At 50.2% G+C, this 16,472-nt stretch carries 17 protein-coding genes and 1 pseudogene; 9 read left to right on the top strand and 9 right to left on the bottom strand.

The genetic code is table 11. From position 1 onward, the window contains the following. The first annotated feature begins 465 nt into the window (after positions 1-465). Positions 466-876, top strand: a complete 411-nt coding sequence (locus WBM93_RS01345) for a response regulator (RefSeq protein WP_424427389.1) — start codon at positions 466-468, stop codon at positions 874-876. Between the two features lie 11 nt (positions 877-887). Further along, on the top strand, positions 888-3,179 hold the full coding sequence (locus WBM93_RS01350; protein WP_424427391.1) for a CHASE domain-containing protein: 2,292 nt from the start codon (positions 888-890) through the stop codon (positions 3,177-3,179). 321 nt (positions 3,180-3,500) lie between these two features. Here WBM93_RS01350 and WBM93_RS01355 read toward each other — a convergent pair whose 3' ends face one another. After that, entirely contained in the window at positions 3,501-3,668 is a 168-nt protein-coding gene (locus tag WBM93_RS01355) for a hypothetical protein (RefSeq protein ID WP_424427393.1), read from the bottom strand. 118 nt (positions 3,669-3,786) lie between these two features. Here WBM93_RS01355 and WBM93_RS01360 point away from each other — a divergent pair, with 118 nt between their 5' ends. From WBM93_RS01360 to WBM93_RS01380, 5 genes are all read left to right on the top strand, one after another. Next, entirely contained in the window at positions 3,787-4,419 is a 633-nt protein-coding gene (locus WBM93_RS01360; RefSeq protein WP_424427395.1) for a sigma factor-like helix-turn-helix DNA-binding protein, read from the top strand. 64 nt (positions 4,420-4,483) lie between these two features. Beyond that, on the top strand, positions 4,484-4,822 hold the full coding sequence (locus tag WBM93_RS01365; protein ID WP_424427397.1) for a hypothetical protein: 339 nt from the start codon (positions 4,484-4,486) through the stop codon (positions 4,820-4,822). A gap of 288 nt (positions 4,823-5,110) precedes the next feature. Then, complete coding sequence (locus WBM93_RS01370; RefSeq protein ID WP_424427399.1) at positions 5,111-5,878, top strand: JAB domain-containing protein; 768 nt, start codon at positions 5,111-5,113, stop codon at positions 5,876-5,878. Then, positions 5,875-6,246, top strand: coding sequence for a hypothetical protein (locus WBM93_RS01375; protein WP_424427401.1), 372 nt, complete (start codon positions 5,875-5,877; stop codon positions 6,244-6,246). The genes WBM93_RS01370 and WBM93_RS01375 overlap by 4 nt, the downstream gene beginning before the upstream one ends. A gap of 79 nt (positions 6,247-6,325) precedes the next feature. Next, a complete protein-coding gene (locus tag WBM93_RS01380) occupies positions 6,326-6,922 on the top strand; it encodes a hypothetical protein (RefSeq protein ID WP_424427403.1) in 597 nt (198 codons plus the stop codon). A gap of 491 nt (positions 6,923-7,413) precedes the next feature. On the opposite strand, the gene WBM93_RS01385 is transcribed toward WBM93_RS01380, so the two are convergent. After that, positions 7,414-7,581 carry a hypothetical protein gene (locus WBM93_RS01385; RefSeq protein ID WP_424427405.1) on the bottom strand — a complete coding sequence of 56 codons (168 nt, stop codon included), beginning with the start codon at positions 7,579-7,581 and terminating at the stop codon, positions 7,414-7,416. A gap of 344 nt (positions 7,582-7,925) precedes the next feature. Between WBM93_RS01385 and sthA the strand changes: the two genes are divergently transcribed. Then, positions 7,926-9,347, top strand: coding sequence for a Si-specific NAD(P)(+) transhydrogenase (sthA, locus tag WBM93_RS01390; RefSeq protein ID WP_424427407.1), 1,422 nt, complete (start codon positions 7,926-7,928; stop codon positions 9,345-9,347). A gap of 1 nt (position 9,348) precedes the next feature. After that, positions 9,349-10,458, top strand: a complete 1,110-nt coding sequence (locus tag WBM93_RS01395) for a GGDEF domain-containing protein (protein WP_424427409.1) — start codon at positions 9,349-9,351, stop codon at positions 10,456-10,458. Between the two features lie 124 nt (positions 10,459-10,582). Here the strand turns inward: WBM93_RS01395 and WBM93_RS01400 are convergent, their stop codons facing one another. The 7 genes and pseudogenes from WBM93_RS01400 to WBM93_RS01430 form a co-directional block, all read right to left on the bottom strand. Continuing rightward, the gene (locus tag WBM93_RS01400; RefSeq protein WP_424427411.1) at positions 10,583-10,711 is read right to left on the bottom strand and encodes a hypothetical protein; all 129 of its coding nucleotides are present in this window, start codon (positions 10,709-10,711) and stop codon (positions 10,583-10,585) included. Between the two features lie 280 nt (positions 10,712-10,991). Continuing rightward, positions 10,992-11,837, bottom strand: a pseudogene (locus WBM93_RS01405) (flagellar motor protein MotB); the annotation flags it as partial. A gap of 3 nt (positions 11,838-11,840) precedes the next feature. After that, positions 11,841-12,704 (bottom strand): flagellar motor stator protein MotA, encoded by an 864-nt coding sequence (gene motA, locus WBM93_RS01410; RefSeq protein ID WP_424427413.1) that lies wholly within the window; start codon positions 12,702-12,704, stop codon positions 11,841-11,843. 136 nt (positions 12,705-12,840) lie between these two features. Next, the gene (locus WBM93_RS01415) at positions 12,841-13,686 is read right to left on the bottom strand and encodes a flagellin (protein WP_424427415.1); all 846 of its coding nucleotides are present in this window, start codon (positions 13,684-13,686) and stop codon (positions 12,841-12,843) included. 25 nt (positions 13,687-13,711) lie between these two features. Continuing rightward, the gene (gene flgK, locus WBM93_RS01420; protein ID WP_424427416.1) at positions 13,712-15,046 is read right to left on the bottom strand and encodes a flagellar hook-associated protein FlgK; all 1,335 of its coding nucleotides are present in this window, start codon (positions 15,044-15,046) and stop codon (positions 13,712-13,714) included. Then, positions 15,036-15,335 (bottom strand): rod-binding protein, encoded by a 300-nt coding sequence (locus WBM93_RS01425; protein WP_424427418.1) that lies wholly within the window; start codon positions 15,333-15,335, stop codon positions 15,036-15,038. Before WBM93_RS01425 ends, flgK begins: the two co-directional genes overlap by 11 nt. After that, entirely contained in the window at positions 15,332-16,465 is a 1,134-nt protein-coding gene (locus WBM93_RS01430) for a flagellar basal body P-ring protein FlgI (protein WP_424427420.1), read from the bottom strand. The genes WBM93_RS01425 and WBM93_RS01430 overlap by 4 nt, the downstream gene beginning before the upstream one ends. Positions 16,466-16,472 lie beyond the last annotated feature (7 nt).

Raw genomic sequence — 16,472 nt, forward strand, 5'->3', positions numbered from 1 at the left:
GCTCGGCAGCGACTTTTCTGCCGGCGTTTTACTATGATTTTGAGTTTGGCTCATGCTTGTTCCCCATTTTTAGGCTCTCGCAATTTGGGTTCCCGTTTCAAAATGGGGTCACGTGGGCCGATATGAATGACGGTGATTTGGAGCATTAGTTAAGGAACAAATCTCGTTGCAGCCGATGGCGGCGGGCTTAGCAATCTTCTGTGCACGATAGTCACAGGGCAGAATTTTAGCTGAGAAGCTGAGAATATGCAGCCAATTCCCGGTCTCGAAGCTTTTACTGGTAAAAATAGGGCCGCAAAATTTCGCCGGATTACGCGCTAAGTGGCTGTTATAGCGAAATTGGTTCCGGCCGGGATGGTTAATTTACCGCTGTTCGACCCGTTATTACATCAAGACACGGTCGTGGTCGGTTTGGCCAAAATCTAAAAACCTTATTTTCCAACGCGGACTTTCGCGGGAAATTCGATGACAAAGGAATTTGAAGTGGCGACAATCTTGTTTGCGGATGATGATGCTTTGCTGGGCGATCTGGTTTTTCACAAGCTCGAGTCTTGCGGTCATAGCGTTACGGTTGTGGACAACGGATATAGCGTTCTGTCCGCCGCACTTCGTGTGCGCCCTGACACTATCATTCTAGACAATCTCATGCCCGGCCTGACAGGACCGGAAGTCCTGCATAATCTCAAACGGGATGCCAGAACAACGGCGATACCCGTGCTGGTTCTGACGAACCAGACGAGCAGCAACGACATGGTGGATGCGTATCGGTCAGGCGCTGCAGACTATATGGAAAAGCCGTTTTCACCACAAGATCTAGCCAACCGGATATCAACGTTGTTGGGTGCGCAGCAATATTTGCAACAAGTTGGGTTGTGATAGTGGAGCCCGTGTCCGAGCACACAGGTCTGGCAACAGGAGTTCAAGGCTTTTTCGCGCTAGACCGCACGGCCGTCATCACATTGGTTTTTGGAATAATTGTGCTGCTCAGTGTCACGGTCTTCTCCTGGAATTTGACCAAAACCACGACATACGAGCGAAACCTCGCGGCCTTTAACACCTTATCAAAGGATAGCGAGCAGGCACTTACCCACAGGATTGAATCATATCGGCAATCGCTGGATAGCGGAGCCGCTTTGTTCGCGACGTCTGATCGCGTTACGTTGCAGGATTGGAAGACATTTGTCAGTATTCTAAAGATTGATGAAACGCTGCCCGGGATCAACGGGATTGGCTATATCGAGCCGGTATTGAGATCAAGAAAAGGCGAGTATCTGGAAGATCTATCAGCCCGCGGTGTCACTGGTGTCACCGTGCACCCGCAGACATCATGGGCTGAAATTTTATCAATTTCCTATATCGAGCCAATTTCGATCAACGAAGAAGCTGTCGGCCTTGATATTGGTTTCGAGACAAACCGTCGCTCGGCTGCCTACCGGGCAAGGGATGTCGGCAAGGCGACGATTACGAAGCGGATATTTCTTGTACAGGATAAAACAAAAAGCGCAGGATTTCTCTTGCTTCGACCGATTTACCACTCCGGTCGTTCGCTGACCTCCGTGGCGCGGAAGCGTGCCGCATTTCGAGGTTGGATATACGCACCATTTGTAGCGTCCCGGTTCATGCAGGACCTGACCGCAAGTCAGGGCAGCAATTTCGACATCACCGTACATGACGGCGTTACCACAAATGAAGCCCAGTTGATTTTCGCCAGCAAAGAAGTTTCCAGGCGGTCTCGGTCTCCTCAATATTCGGTGACCAAAACCCTGCCTATCATGGGGCAGCGATGGACGGTATCCTGGCATAGCACACCCGAATTCGAAAGCAGTGTGGGAACACAGGAACCGATGTTCGTCATGGTTGGCGGATTGGCTCTCATTCTGGCCTTTTCGACGCTTGTAATATTCCATGCTCGGCGCGAAGCGTATGTTAAAGCGGAAGTCAAAAGCAAAACCCAGATACTGGTAGATAAAGAACGGGAGATTGTGAGCGCGTTGAATGTCGCCGAAGCTGCGACGGGTGCGAAGTCCAAATTTCTTGCCAATATGAGTCACGAAATTCGTACTCCGATGAATGGTGTTATCGGCTTCACCCAATTGTTGGACGATGGAACTCTGAACGATACCCAGCAGAAATATGTCAGGCTGATATCTGATTCCGGGTCCTCGATGATGACCTTGCTCAATGATATCCTGGATATTTCGAAAGTAGATTCCGGGACGATGGCGATTTCGCCGGAACCGTCCGATGTCCGTCATCTGCTGAATAGTTGTGTGAAGCTGTTTTCCCCGAACGCGGAAGAAAAACAGCTGACACTCTTGATGGATCTCGACAAAAACCTGCCGCGCTGGGTGAAGGTGGACGGGTTCCGGTTGCGTCAGATTGTGATGAACTTGTTGGCGAACGCGATAAAATTTACTGAATCCGGATATATTACGATATCGGCCGTAATTACCGAAACTCCTCAGTCCGGGCAAGCCGATGCCTGTCGTTCAGAATTGCATATATCTGTATCCGACACCGGAGCAGGCATTGCCCCCGATCGCCAAGCCGCGATCTTTGAACCGTTCATTCAGGCGGATGATTCAACCGCAAGAAAATATGGCGGCAGCGGATTGGGTTTGACGATTAGCAAACAGCTTGTCGAGCTGATGGGCGGCTCGATTCAAATGATAAGTCATCTTGGTCGTGGTTCGGAATTCACTGTCAAAATTCCGGTGGACAGATTTGACGAGGAAGCCGACGAAAATCTCGTAAAAATTCCGACGAATCTGTTAGCCCGATGCGAAAATGCAGGAATCGTGAAACGCATTCTGGTCGCGGAAGATCATGATGTGAACCAGGCGCTGATTGGAGAAATGCTCACAAAACTAGGCTATGATCATGATCTCGCTGTTGATGGTGCGGAGGCGGTCGCGATGATCCGAAAAGCGGTTATGGAAGAAAAGCAATATGACTTGGTTTTGATGGATTTACAGATGCCTTATGTCGATGGCATCAAAGCAACCCGCATGGTTCGTGGTCACGGAATCGACGCAAACGCGCTCCCCATCGTAGCGCTAACCGCAATCGCGTTTGACCAGGACGTTGACCGTTGCATTGAAGCTGGAATGCAAGCACATCTAGCGAAGCCGCTGGCAATGGAGGATTTGAAGAAAATAGTATTCAATTGGGCCACTTAATGCCTACTCATAAGCCCGAACTTCCTGATCTTATAGACGCGGTCATATTAAAATGACGGCCTGTTCACTCGGCGCCGGCGACCCTTGCAGGGCGCGTGTGAATTTGTTCGCTTTGTTTAACGTTTTGAACTGTGGCCGGTTCATGTCATTCGGGTCCTCGGACCGTCTATCGTAACGGCACCATCGTCTCTCCGCTTACGCGTTTTTTAATGGATGAAGGCCGAAAGCCTTGAGCTTTGGCCGTTGAATAGAAAATTTTGGCTGGCGTATTGGTCGCCGAACTTTCAGATATCGCGAAGGTTCATGTGGTCGCTTTTTCCCTCAGCCATCGGAAGATGCGTCTGGAGCAGCGGTCGCACTGAGAGCATCCAAAGCCTCGACTATTTTCAAGGCCGGCAGAAAGAGACGCTGTTTGTCGAGCTCGGACAGTATCTCTTCAAGAGTGCTAATGACCTCATCTTTCTCATGCTTTTTGTTATCGTCGGTCATTCGAATGTTCCTTCATCAAATTCAATTCATCAACGTTTTGCGGATTGCCACGATGAGATCGGCAGTTCTTGGTTAACGGTATAGTGCGATAAAAATTAATCTTGTTTGTTCGATCCGCATGCGCATGATTTTTTGCTTTGAATCCATACTTTGTATTCTATTCAATTGTACCGAGCTGGTTGCGTTCACTGCATCGCGAATGTATGGTGAACGAGATATTTATGGGGCAGAAATTTTGGAAGATATCGCGCTAGAATCATCGCGTGTCGCGAAGCTGACTGCGAAGCAGCGAGAATGCTTGCATTTGGTGGTGCTACGAAAATCCTCGAAGGAAATTGCCCGGATTCTGGAGATTTCCAAACCGGCTGTAGATCAACGCCTGATCGGTGCGCGCAGAGTGCTGGGAGCGGCTACACGCGATGAGGCCGCTTTGATCTATGCCCGGGCCTCCGGGACCTATGATCGGATACTATACGATCCGGTAGGTGTTCCCTTCGATGATAGTTTCGGTTCACAAGGACCTCAGGACGAGCGGTCAAATTCTGTTATGCTCGAAGAAGTATCAAGCACTTATGACATTGATACTGCGCATGACACGAATTTTTGGTCGCAAATCCAGAAGGAGCCGGGAGGTTCACTGGGAACTGGTCAGAGGATTGCCATCATAGTTGTTTTGACGATCGGAATCTTGGCAGTTGTTTTGATTGGTTTGTCAGTCTCTCAGTCTCTTTCTAGTCTGTTGGCGGCTTAAACAGCCACTGGGCTCTCTTATTTTTGAAACATCAAAAATCCGCGATTTGCGGGAAGGAAAAACTATGTCTTATCAAATCAAGATTGCAACTGATCAGATCAAACAAGATGTACCCCTGACAGAAGCATCGATCGACGAAGCCCTAATCTCAGTATCTAACTTGATGTCCACTTTAGTGCGGGCGCGCCTGGACACGGGTGTTCCAGCCGCGACAGGGCAGATTGCCGTTCGCAGATTGGCAAAAGCGCAAATGGCGCTCGTCGAGGCCAGCAGCGACGTCCTGAGAGTGCACGGTGAGCTTGCTAAAGTCGGCCGAGAATATGCTGGCTTGGATGTGCACGAAACCTGCCCACCGGCTCAAGCGTCTGCTGCCAAAGGTAAATTGCTTTCTGTTGCCGCTTAAGCGATCAGTGGTTGACTGAAATGCTTGAGGATGTTCCATCTAGACCATGCGAACTTTCGTCTATTTCCTCTTCCTCGGTGCGATTTGCGCTTACGCGCTGTATCGGGGAGGAGGGCCAGAACGTTGGGCTGCGTGTATCGTCGTCGGTATGTTGGTACTGGATCCTGCGGTTCATTTGGTTACTCCGCTTGAATACGCCACTCTGGACCCCGGGCACCTGGTTATCGATTTGGCGGCGTGGGCCGGTTTTTTCGCGATCGCGCTTCGCGCTAACCGGTTTTGGCCGCTATGCGTAGTTTCGCTTCAGACAATAGCGCTGGTGGCTCATACGGCAAAGCTGCTCGATGTGACGATACACCCAAAAGCCTATATGATCATGCAAATCGCTTCTTCTTATCCGTTGCTGGCCGTTCTGATGATCGGCACATACTTCCACCAGAAAAGATTGAGAGCCATCGGGACAGATATGTCCTGGCGCAGCTCATAGAGATTGTTGCACCGGTCGATGCCCGCCGACTCTCCAATGAACTGTTAGACGAATTTGGTTCGATTGGTCGCATGCTTGGTGAATCGGAAGCCGCTTTGCTGAGAGTTCTCGGGACCAATAGGGCAGTAGTAAGGCTCCTCAAGGCAACCGAAAAATTCATGCTCGCCAATCTGCAAAACGAATTGCCACGGAAGTTGATTTCAGCCACCGATCGAAGACTTATCAAATATCTACAAGCACGCATGGGCTCGCGCACCACCGAGATAATGCGTGTGATGTTCTTGGATAGCTCAAACCACCTCTTGGGTGATCAGGAGTTTGGCGCTGGTTCTCCCCGACGAATGTTTGTCCAACCCCGGAGTATTCTGAAACGCGCGCTGGAACTCGATGCGAGCGGCATTATCCTAGCGCACAATCATCCTGGTGGGAGCGTCACGCCGAGCAACTCGGATATCGAGTTCACAAGGTCTATCAAATCGCTGTGTGCGGAGCTCGAAATTCGATTGCACGATCATATTATTATCACAAACGATCGCTGGACCAGCTTTAGAAAGTTGAAAATAATATGACCCTTGAGGTGGAAGCCAACTATATCGATCTTGCGAAATCCGAACTTCGGAACCAACGGCAACGACATCTGTATTTCCTGAATTCCCATATCTTCGGTGATCCGGCTTGGGAACTCGTGCTTGAAGCATTTATCGCATCGAGCGATAACAGATGTGTGGCCCTATCGGATTTGAGCGATGATTTGCGTAAACCCGCTCCAATAGTCACCAGATTGGCGATGATTTTGGAAGCGGAGGGATATGTAGAGCGTTGTCGTTCGCACAACAATCGGGATCTGCGGTGCTTCAAGTTGACGGTGGATGCCGTTGCATGGTGTGAACAATGTTTGGACCTGAAACCGGACGACAACGATTTTCATAATAACTGATTGTCACAAACCTCCCGCTGACCCAATATGAGGCTTGGATGTTCATATCGGAACATCGAGCTCAGTTTCGGGAATGATAATGGAATTTACGTATAAAGAGATTCAAGAAATTCTGGCGCAGAAGCATCGTATTGCCCATGCCAATCAGACCGCGTTCCGAGGTAGAATCCAGCATATGCAGCGGCTCGGTTTCCCGACCGGTGTTAATACGGGGAAGGGGAAGCGTGTTTCCTATACTTGGCGGGAGCTATTGCTCATGGCGCTGGCTTTTGAATATCTGGAAATAGGTTCGACGCCGGATCGCTCGATCGCGGAAATTATCAAGATCGAAGATATGCTATTGGCTGGGCTTTCCAAGGTAATTCTGGCCACCGAACAACCCGATGGTTCCGATCAAAGCAAACATTTCCTTTTCGCGGAACTGTCGGCCTTATTGACGTTGAAGGCTGAAGATAGCTGGCACCAGCAATGTAAGATATTATCTTTCGCAGATATCACGGAGATTTTGTCTGTTGATGGAAACGACGCCTATCGATCCCCCTATGCAATAGTTGATTTGCGACAGTTTCTGGGTGGAATTTTTACGAGTGTTTTAGATATCTGCGGACTCAATAATCAGATTATCGCGAAGGACATCAAATCGTGGGCCACGAGACAATTGTCTATTGAGCTTTAGCATCCTTGCTTCTCATGCGGTCAAGATAGACCTAGATCGTGGTATATGAATCCAGCAAAATTGAAGTGACGGCTTAGGCACTCCCCGTTTTTACCGTCCTTGATCCTGAGACAGAGATTTTACGTCAGTCTCGGAGGGGTTGGTCGTCATCTTACAGCATTTTGCTTCGTATGCGATTGTTCCGGCGTTCAGATTGATCGTGGTTTCTGTGCTATCGCTTGTGATTTGTGTGTACGGTCCTGGCGGGCGAACAAAGGCTGCCGATCGCACCGGTGTCGTCTCAGCAGGTGCCGAAGCCAAAGCCATTATCCAACGCCGGGTCGAATTGAGACAAGATGGATCAATCAAATCCGACCTTTTGGACGGTTACCAATTGATACAAGTGGACGCACATGAATGTGATCCGGAAACTCGCCGGATAGAAGCGGAGTGCGTTTTCCTGATTTACGAAATTCAATAATGCTCAATGCGAACCGATATTTGTCGGTTTATCAGTCAGTTTTCTTGCCCGCTGATTGATCCGTCTGGATCTGTTGCAATGCATTGATCGCCTCTTCGACTTTGATTGCCGGAATCGCGAATTCATTTTCATCGAGAAACTTCAAAATATCCTGAAGCTTCTCAATCAGCGCATGCACATCGATATTCCCACTCGTCATGCCGGCTGACATTGCTTGTTCGGAACATTATTGAGCGACATCATGTTATAAATTCTCGTTTTTTGACGCTAGAGTTTAGCTGATCGGACAGCTCACGCCAACGCATTACGTTTAAGTGATTATAATTTCAACAAAAACTCTGCGTTTGTGGCGGTTTGCAGGGGCCTCAATCACTTTGTTCCAAAGTGACACAAGCCATTTAACGGCTGCGGTCGGCAAATTTCACCGGAGTTCGACAGCCAAACTTTCCAATCTGGTCGCAACTGACTAATTGAAATTAGAATGTCGCATGGCTTTAAGATTTCTACCCTTCACCGTTAACCATAGCGTGAAGGGAACAACACATGGCTGAATATGACTATGACTTTGTGATTATCGGAGGAGGGCCCGCTGGTCGTCGAGCCGCGATCCAGGCATCAAAACTCGGAAAATCCGTGGCTGTGGTTGACGACCAGAAACTGATCGGTGGTGTCTCTGTTCACACCGGCACCTTGCCATCAAAAACGATCCGTGAATCGGTGCTATCCGTCACGGGCTGGCGAGATCAACATTTCAAGTCCCGACAGCATCGCGACGGCGTCAAGATGATGCAAGATTCCATCAATTCCCGCCTTTCGACAACATTGGGAGATGAAGTCGAGGTCATCGATAGCCAGCTCGCACGAAACAATGTGCGAATACTGAAGGGAAGAGCTAAGTTTTCGGGTATCCACAAGCTAGCAATTCAGCAAAACTCCCAAGGCAAAAAGACAAGTTTTTCGGTCACTGCTGACAAGTTTCTGATTGCCGTCGGTACCAAGCCGTTTCGACCCAAAAATATCCCGTTCAACGGCACCACCGTGATCGACAGCGATAGTGTCGCCGCAAATCTGCCGATGCCCAAAAGCATAACGGTAGTTGGCGGAGGCGTCATAGGTCTCGAATATGCGACAATTTTTTCAACATTGGAAATCCCGGTAACGGTCGTTGAAGCACGCGAACGGATTTTGGAATTCATCGATCGCGATATCGTGGCAAATTTTGTTCATCAACTTACGGAACGCGGGATCAGTCTTCGATTGGGCCGAAAAATCAACAAAATAACCCTGGATGATCACAACTGCCCAAACATCCTATTGGATGACGGCCGACAACTTCGGTCTGAAATGCTTTTGTTCACAGCAGGTCGTGTAGGCGCGGTGGACAATCTCGGTCTGGAGAAAGTCGGGATTGAATGCGATAGTCGCGGACGGCTGGTTGTCGACAGGGAATCCCTGCAAACAAGCCAACCGAACATTTATGCAGCTGGCGATATTATCGGATTCCCGGCTTTGGCCTCCACTTCGATGGAACAGGGGCGTCAGGCTGCATGCCATGCCTTTGGCGTGCCAATCAATCATTCGGGAAATAGTTTTCCATTGGGCATTTATTCGATTCCCGAAATCGCCAGTATTGGCCTGTCCGAAGAAGACGCACGGCTTAAGGGTTACCAGGTAGAAATCGGCGTTGCGCGTTTCCAGGAAACGTCCCGCGGTCATATTCTTGGAAATTGCAAAGGCATGCTCAAATGTATTTTTGACCTCAGCGATCGGAAGCTGCTGGGTGTCCATATCGTAGGAGAGGGTGCGACAGAATTGATCCATATCGGACAAGCAGTAATCAATTTAAACGGTGGAATTGATTATCTGTCTGACAATGTTTTCAATTTTCCAACGCTTGCCGAAGCTTACAAAGTAGCTGCCTTGGATGCCTATAACCGGCTGCCAAAGCCCAGACTGAGGGCATGAAGTGAAGATCGATATAAAGAATATCCTGGAATCCTACCTGCGCGAAAAGCGTGGTGAAGTCGCATGTCCGGTCTGTACCGACCAGGAAGGCGAATATTCCCCGTTGGCTGAGATAAGAAATTTTCTGGCGCTCCATAATCTGTCACTCAACGCGAAAAACCTTGAGATAACTTGGGAGTATCTTTGTGGTGACAACAATGAATTGAAGGCGGAATTGGATAAGGCCATATCAGCTTCTGAAATCAATAATGAATCGGTGATCGACCTGCACGAAAAACATTTCAACGTCGATATCGGCGCACAGATTGAGAGGATTTTTCTGCAAGCTGTCGAGCAAATTCGCAATACGACACAGTTGTTGAGTACCGGCAGCAAGAACGCTGTCCGGCACGAGAACCAGTTGATCGAGCAGGCCAAAAATATTCGAGGCGGGAAAGATAGCCTCGAAAACGCAATTCAAAAGATGTTGAATCTATCTCGATTAATGGTGGAATCTACCCGTGAAAACCAGATACAGATTACACATACTAACGAAAAGCTCGCAGAGCTGCAGAAAGATCTGGAAGTTGCAAGAAGCGAAGCTGATCATGACAAGTTGACGCGGCTACCCAATCGTCGAAAATTCGATCGGGATTTCGATATCGTCTTTCAAAGAATGCAAGACGAGCAACGGCCGTTTGTTTTGGCCTTTGTCGATGTCGATCACTTTAAACGCATTAATGACACTTTCGGTCACGACTGCGGCGATCGTGTCCTTCGAATGATTGCAGATCAATTGTTTCTACTGTCAAATAATCGTTGTAATATTTCTCGCTACGGCGGAGAAGAATTTGCGGTATTATTTGAAGATGCTGAAATGGACTGTGCGTTTGAAAGAATCGAGGCTTGTCGCCTTGAGCTGTCGAAAAAATCTCTCGTGGACATTGGATCTGGAGAACCTATTGGCAGAGTGACTTTCTCGGCAGGCATGGCCCAATGTTTGCCGTCTGATACCAAGCAGACGCTTCTGAGAAAGGCTGACGGTGCGCTCTACAATGCGAAATCGGAAGGCCGAAATATGGTATCGAAATATTCTAATGGTTTCGAGAACCGCAGGGCTTCTGATCGCTAACATCCATATCGCAAAATATACTTGAACGTATCGACATCGCTGTAGCATCGTGCCGACATCCAACAGAATCGTTGCACTCTCCTTTGCCTTGGCGATATCTCAAGCGCGTTGGCAGGCATGATCCCTAATGATGCTGGTGTTGTTGCGCCGGTTCGTCACATGCCGTCCCCGCCCAAGGCGCATTGGCCGAGAATAAATCATCCATCACCGAACGAAGCAGAAATCCCGTGATGTTAAGCAATATACGCTGCATCGCCGGCTCTCCATATGCAATTGGGTAGGACGATAATAATCGTCCTACCCAATCCTGAAGAGCGCATACCAGGTGCACTGCATTCACCAAGGCTGTGGCCTGCGGGGGCTGAACAGCCTCAGTAGAAAGTTTTCAACCTTTCTTGCTGAGCGTTATCCGAATCCGAGCCGCTTAGATCAAATCATATCCGATCCGATTTGGCGAAATAAGACGTTTTTATATCCAAAATGGGGATGACGTTGGACGGCTGACAAGGCTTTGACGCCGGTCAGTTCCGTTTCATGGTGATGGAAATGCGCCTATTCCGGTCATCCATCCGGTCTTTCGGATTATAGGGCTCGGTATCGGCCACTCCTTCAATGCGCGCCATACGGGTATTCATAATACCCTGAAGCACCATTTCCTTCCGGGTTGCCTCGGCTCTGGCCGACGAAAGGAGCCAATTGTTCATATTTTTCCCGCTTGCGTAGGGCAAGCTGTCGGTATGTCCCCTGATGACGAGCAGGTTGTCAACTGTATCAATGATTTTGGTCACCTCGCCGATCAATATTTTGGCTTTGGGGTTCAGACTGTCGGTGGCCAGCGCGAACATGCTGAAATTGGCTTCATCGATCAGATCAATACGCAGGCCTTCAACGGTATCTGTGAACCGAATATTTTTGAGCAGAGCCAGTTTTTCCGGATCTTTCTTGAGCTGTTCCCGAAGCTGCTTTTCAAATTCTTTGGCATCCATTTTTCGGGCGCTACTGCTGCTTTTGCCCTGGTCATCTTGAGTGCCTGTCGCATCGCGAGGAATGGTTATCGATTGCGTACCAGTCTGCTTCGCTCCGTGCGGATAATTATCCTTGGCAGTTAGAGAATCTCCGCCAAACATACCGTCGGAACCGGCGCTTTCTTGGCGAAACTCGACCAGCGTAGGGGCGAAATAGTCCGCTAATCCTTTGCGCTGTTTCTCGTCAGTGGCTCCCAGTAACCACATCAAAAGAAAGAATGCCATCATTGCGGTCACGAAATCGGCATAAGCCACTTTCCAGGCACCACCATGATGGCCGGCATGTTGCTCCATGATAATTTTTTTGACAATGATTGGCGGTTGATTTGAACCCGCATCAGCTTTCTTTGCCATCGATCAACGTGCCCTTATTGCATCGAAAACATCGGCAAAGCTGGGCTGGTTAGCATGTTGCAAACTGGTGCGTGCTGCTTCGATGATCAATGGTTGCGGATGGCCATGTAGGCTTGCGATGATGATCTGTTTGGCCACCTGATAGATAGTGCCATCGCTTTCGATCACAGTACGTGCACGAAGGGCCATTGGCCCAACAAAACCGTATGCGAGCAATACGCCCAAAAACGTTCCGACCAGTGCGGAGCCGATCATCGCGCCGAGAACGGCCGGTGGCTGGTCGATCGCACCCATCGTTTTGACAACGCCGAGAACGGCTGCAACAATACCAAGAGCCGGCAAGGCGTCGGCGAGGTTCTGAAGATTGTCGGCGGGCCCGATCGCTTCGTGGTGATGGGTTTTGATACTTTGATCCATAACGTCTTCGACTGCATATGGGTCAAGCGTTCCGGAGGAAACCACGACCAGGCGCAGGCTGTCCGCGATCAGATGGACCAGTGTATCGTCTTTGAGCAGCTTTGGATATTCGCTGAATATCGGCGAAGATTTCGGGTCCTCGATATGTGGCTCCAGCGCTACCGGCCCTTCGCTCTTGAGAATCTTGGTCAATTTGGACGTGAGAAGGATGCAGTCCATGAAATCCTGTTTGACGTAGGTCGGACCCTTGAACACTTTGCCGAAGCCACCCATCAGTGCCTTCAGCTGTGCGCCTGAGTTGCCGATTATCAGTGCGCCTACAGCGGAACCGCCGATAATACCCATCTCGATTGGTAGAGCATGCAAGACCACGCCCATGTCGCCACCCGAAAGCATGAATACGCCAAAAACCATGACGAGCAGAACGACTATACCAATTGCGGCAAACATATATCAATTTCCCCATCAACGGACTCGGATTGCGAAGTTTGCTCCCTGTTCAGTGAATTCAGGAAACAAACATTGTTATGATGAACGGAAAAAAAAGCTTATGGTTAAGGGCCTGATAGCAATGAATCCGGCGCGCCTAGGGTATCAACTGCATTAGAGTCGTGCTGGTGGATTTTGCGTATAGTCTCTGCGCCGCCTCGAGATTAACCAGCAGGGACTGGAAACGCGAAACAGCCTCTGTCACATCGGTACTTTCCAGCACGGTTCGTCTCTCGCTCGATGTGAGCTGAGACTTTTGCAGGCGGTTTTCTTGGTCATCGAGGCGATTGACCAGCATCCCCTGATTGGCGAGCAGGTTCGAAAAATGGTTGATCAGCGAATCTGCCCGGCCGAGCTGGTCGGCTCGGTCAGTTGCGGTCCCGGTTCGGATCGCGGTGATCATTTCGTCCATAATCGTATCGAGATCACTGGTGCCGCCTCCGATATCTATGGACTGGGCAACAGTTTGAAAATTGGGTGAGGGTGTCACCAGTACGTTTGTATCGATCCTCATTTCAATCGGGTCACCGGCATGGAATAATTGACCGCCATAGCTGTCTTGAGCTTGCGTGAGCTGATTGAACTGGACGCGCAGGTTGTCGAGTTCATTAGCAATCACTGCGCGATCTTCAGGAGAAAGAGTCCCGTTGTTACCCTGGATGACCAATTCCTTGGCCCTGATAGAGCCGCTGGAAATTGTGTCGATGGAGGATTCGGCTTGCTGTGCCATAATACCTGCACGACCGATGTTGTTGAGCCATGAATTTTCGATTGCGGCTTTACGACCGAGGCTAGATATCTCTAGCCAACTGGAAGGTGCTTCTGAAGGCCGGGAAAAGCTTTTACCACTTGCAATGGATTCCTGTGTCTTACCGATAAGCGTGGACAATTCTGATTGCTTTTGAATGGCATCATTGGGCCTGTTTCTGTTGATCGATTCCATGGTTTTTTCCTTTGCGCGCGATCAACTAGAAGATGGCGAGGACGGATTGTATCGTTTCCCGTGCGACCTGTATGACGCGCGCGGCCGCTTCGTAGGATTGTTGCAGTCGGATAAGGTCAGCCGCTTCGCGATCAAGGTCAACGCTCGAAATATTGTTACGCGCTTCGCGGGTAGCGCGGTCAAATGCCGTTGCGGCCTTGCTCTCGCTGCGGGCCGTCAACAAAGATTGCGCCTGTCCGATTGCTATTTTCTCATAGCCTTGTTCGGTGCCCGTCGCGGTGCGCAAGTCGACAAACGCCAGGATATTGCCATTGGCTACGCCGGCAGCCGAGGCGAGGGCAAGATCATCTGCGGAAAGTCCGGTAATCGAAAGGCTTGCAGCGGTACCGCTGTGGGAAACGATCGCCGCGCCAGCGGCCCCTGCATCGGTTCGCCCATTGGCTTGCCATCCGTTGATTTCACCCGCAAATTGCACCGCTAGGCTGTCCAGATCATCGTTAAGCTTGACCAGACTTGATTGTGCGCGTTGCAACCCGCCTAAGGTTCCGTTGCTTGGTGCAGTCTGCACAGTGCCAGAGATTGAGATATCGAAACTGGCTCCGGCATTGGCAACGAAGGTCACCGGGCTGGCAATATTGAAGGCAACCAGATCGGTTCCATTGCGGGAAATATCTGCAGTACCATTATCGCCAAAACTAATCTGAACATCGAGTTTTTCAGTGATAACCGTCAATGCTGCGTCGCGACGATCGAGCAAAACCGTGTGTTGACCAGTGCCGGCGCGCGTCGGACGTAATTGCTGATTCACCTGCGCGAGTTCGCTTAACGCGGTATTCAATTCTACCGCTTCTTGGGAGGCAGCACCGTTGATCAGATTGATGGTAGATGACAGATTGAGGGCAGTTTGGTTGAATCGGTGAACCGAAGTCTGAACATCGCCTAAAAATTGATTGCGCAACGCCGGTTCAAATGGAACTGCCGAAAGTTCCTCAGCAGTTCCGAAAAGTTGAGTCAATTGAGCACCAATGTCCAGATCATTGTTGGAAAGTGCAATTTCTCCCTGGTTGAGCCATTGTTCAACAACCTCCCCACTGACACGGCTTGCTCCGGTCTGTCGCGTTGCCGCTTCCAGAAATTGATCGCTGGAACGCGTGATGCCATTGACCGCTACGCTTCCGGTTCCGGTATAATTGCTGTAAATGGGGTTGGTGGCGCCGTACATTGTGGTATCGCCGATGTTGAGAGATCGTCTCACATAATCGGGATTTTCTGCATTAGCGACGTTTGATCCAACGACTTCCAATGCACGGCTGTTGGCTTTTAAAGCTGCTCGTCCAATGTTGAGAAGGTCAGACATCATTATTCTCCAAATGGCGGGTTAGCAGCTGGGCTATCCCGAAAACTCCTTTTTCAGCCATAGATTCAGCGACCTTTGCATCTTGCATATCGCGAAACTGCTCGGTTCCCTGGCCGTCAAACAGCCCCTCACCCAGAGAAGACGTCCGCATCGTTTTCAGCATTTGCCGCACAAATATCGCTTCGAAATCAGCTGCCATTGACTGGATATCAGCCTGCCTTTTGTCGGCCGCAGCATTGTTCGAGCTTAAAGGCGAAGTTGCGGCAAGTGATGGGGGTGAAATTATGGTCATATGATGATCAATTCCGCGGACAAGGCGCCGGCCTGTTTCAATCCCTCCAATATTGCTGTTAAATCAGACGGTGAAACGCCAAGAGAATTAATAGTCTCGACGATTTCCGCGAGCGACGCGCGCCGTCCAATTTCAAAGGCCGGATTGCGGGATTCATCTAGGGCAATATTGCTATTCTGTTCAGTTGCCGTGTTGCCGCGGCTAAACGGTGCGGGCTGGATGACTGTAGGGTTTTCTTCGACGCGAACTGTCAGCTTTCCGTGACTTACCGCTGCGGGGCCAATGCGCACCGCGCCATTAATTACGACCGTCCCGGTCCGGGCATTGACGATGATCCGAGCAGGTGCATCAGCCGGTTTGACGATCAGGTTTTCGATTTTCCCCATCAACATCACGCGCTCCTGTGCGCCGAGCGGGGCGGCAATACGGACCGTCACGGCATCTGCGGCAATCGCCTGTTGGGACTGCAGGGCTTCGTTAATGGCATCTGCTACGCGCAAGGAGGTGGTCAGGTCTGCGTCGGTCAAGTTGAAGCTGAGAAAGGGCTCGCTTTCAAATCCGGTTGCAACGGTTCGTTCGATCGACGCGCCGCCGGAAATTCGGCCGACGGAGGGAATGTTGACCGTGAGCTTGGAACCATCTGCGGCGGAGACACCCAAGCCGCCGACCGCCAGATTCCCCTGAGCCATGGCATATATCTGCTGGTCAGCGCCAAAAAGAGGCATCAATATCAATGTACCACCGCGCAATGATTTTGCCTTTCCGATGGCCGACACTGTGATGTCCAGGCGTTGGCCCGGTTTTGCGAAGGCAGGCATTTCGGCGGTGACCAAAACGGCGGCGGCATTCTTGGATGCCGGATTGACGCCGGGAGGCAAGGTCAGGCCAAAACGGTTGGCGACACCTTTCAGGCCGACCGTGGCATATTCCAGACTATCATCGCCGGTTCCGGCTAGCCCGACGACGACGCCGTAACCAACCAGCTGATTGGTCCGCAGACCGGCAAAAGTCCCGATGTCTTTTATCCGCTCGGCCTGGACCGGCTGGGTGACAACGAGAGCTGCTGACACCAGTGCGAGTATGGTGGCTAACCATCTGAGTGACTGGTATATTTTAGATGATTGGGGCATATAATCT

The organism is Parasphingorhabdus sp. (genome assembly GCF_049667325.1).
Lineage (GTDB): Bacteria > Pseudomonadota > Alphaproteobacteria > Sphingomonadales > Sphingomonadaceae > Parasphingorhabdus.

What these genes read in the sequence shown, in the direction of transcription:
- WBM93_RS01345 (WP_424427389.1), top strand. Translation starts at nt 466, where the DNA reads ATGACAAAGGAATTTGAAGTGGCGACAATCTTGTTTGCGGATGATGAT.
- WBM93_RS01355 (WP_424427393.1), bottom strand. Translation starts at nt 3,668, where the DNA reads ATGACCGACGATAACAAAAAGCATGAGAAAGATGAGGTCATTAGCACT.
- WBM93_RS01360 (WP_424427395.1), top strand. Translation starts at nt 3,787, where the DNA reads ATGCGCATGATTTTTTGCTTTGAATCCATACTTTGTATTCTATTCAAT.
- WBM93_RS01365 (WP_424427397.1), top strand. Translation starts at nt 4,484, where the DNA reads ATGTCTTATCAAATCAAGATTGCAACTGATCAGATCAAACAAGATGTA.
- WBM93_RS01370 (WP_424427399.1), top strand. Translation starts at nt 5,111, where the DNA reads ATGCGTAGTTTCGCTTCAGACAATAGCGCTGGTGGCTCATACGGCAAA.
- WBM93_RS01375 (WP_424427401.1), top strand. Translation starts at nt 5,875, where the DNA reads ATGACCCTTGAGGTGGAAGCCAACTATATCGATCTTGCGAAATCCGAA.
- WBM93_RS01380 (WP_424427403.1), top strand. Translation starts at nt 6,326, where the DNA reads ATGGAATTTACGTATAAAGAGATTCAAGAAATTCTGGCGCAGAAGCAT.
- WBM93_RS01385 (WP_424427405.1), bottom strand. Translation starts at nt 7,581, where the DNA reads ATGACGAGTGGGAATATCGATGTGCATGCGCTGATTGAGAAGCTTCAG.
- sthA (WP_424427407.1), top strand. Translation starts at nt 7,926, where the DNA reads ATGGCTGAATATGACTATGACTTTGTGATTATCGGAGGAGGGCCCGCT.
- WBM93_RS01400 (WP_424427411.1), bottom strand. Translation starts at nt 10,711, where the DNA reads ATGCAGCGTATATTGCTTAACATCACGGGATTTCTGCTTCGTTCGGTG.
- motA (WP_424427413.1), bottom strand. Translation starts at nt 12,704, where the DNA reads ATGTTTGCCGCAATTGGTATAGTCGTTCTGCTCGTCATGGTTTTTGGC.
- WBM93_RS01415 (WP_424427415.1), bottom strand. Translation starts at nt 13,686, where the DNA reads ATGGAATCGATCAACAGAAACAGGCCCAATGATGCCATTCAAAAGCAA.
- flgK (WP_424427416.1), bottom strand. Translation starts at nt 15,046, where the DNA reads ATGATGTCTGACCTTCTCAACATTGGACGAGCAGCTTTAAAAGCCAAC.
- WBM93_RS01425 (WP_424427418.1), bottom strand. Translation starts at nt 15,335, where the DNA reads ATGACCATAATTTCACCCCCATCACTTGCCGCAACTTCGCCTTTAAGC.
- WBM93_RS01430 (WP_424427420.1), bottom strand. Translation starts at nt 16,465, where the DNA reads ATGCCCCAATCATCTAAAATATACCAGTCACTCAGATGGTTAGCCACC.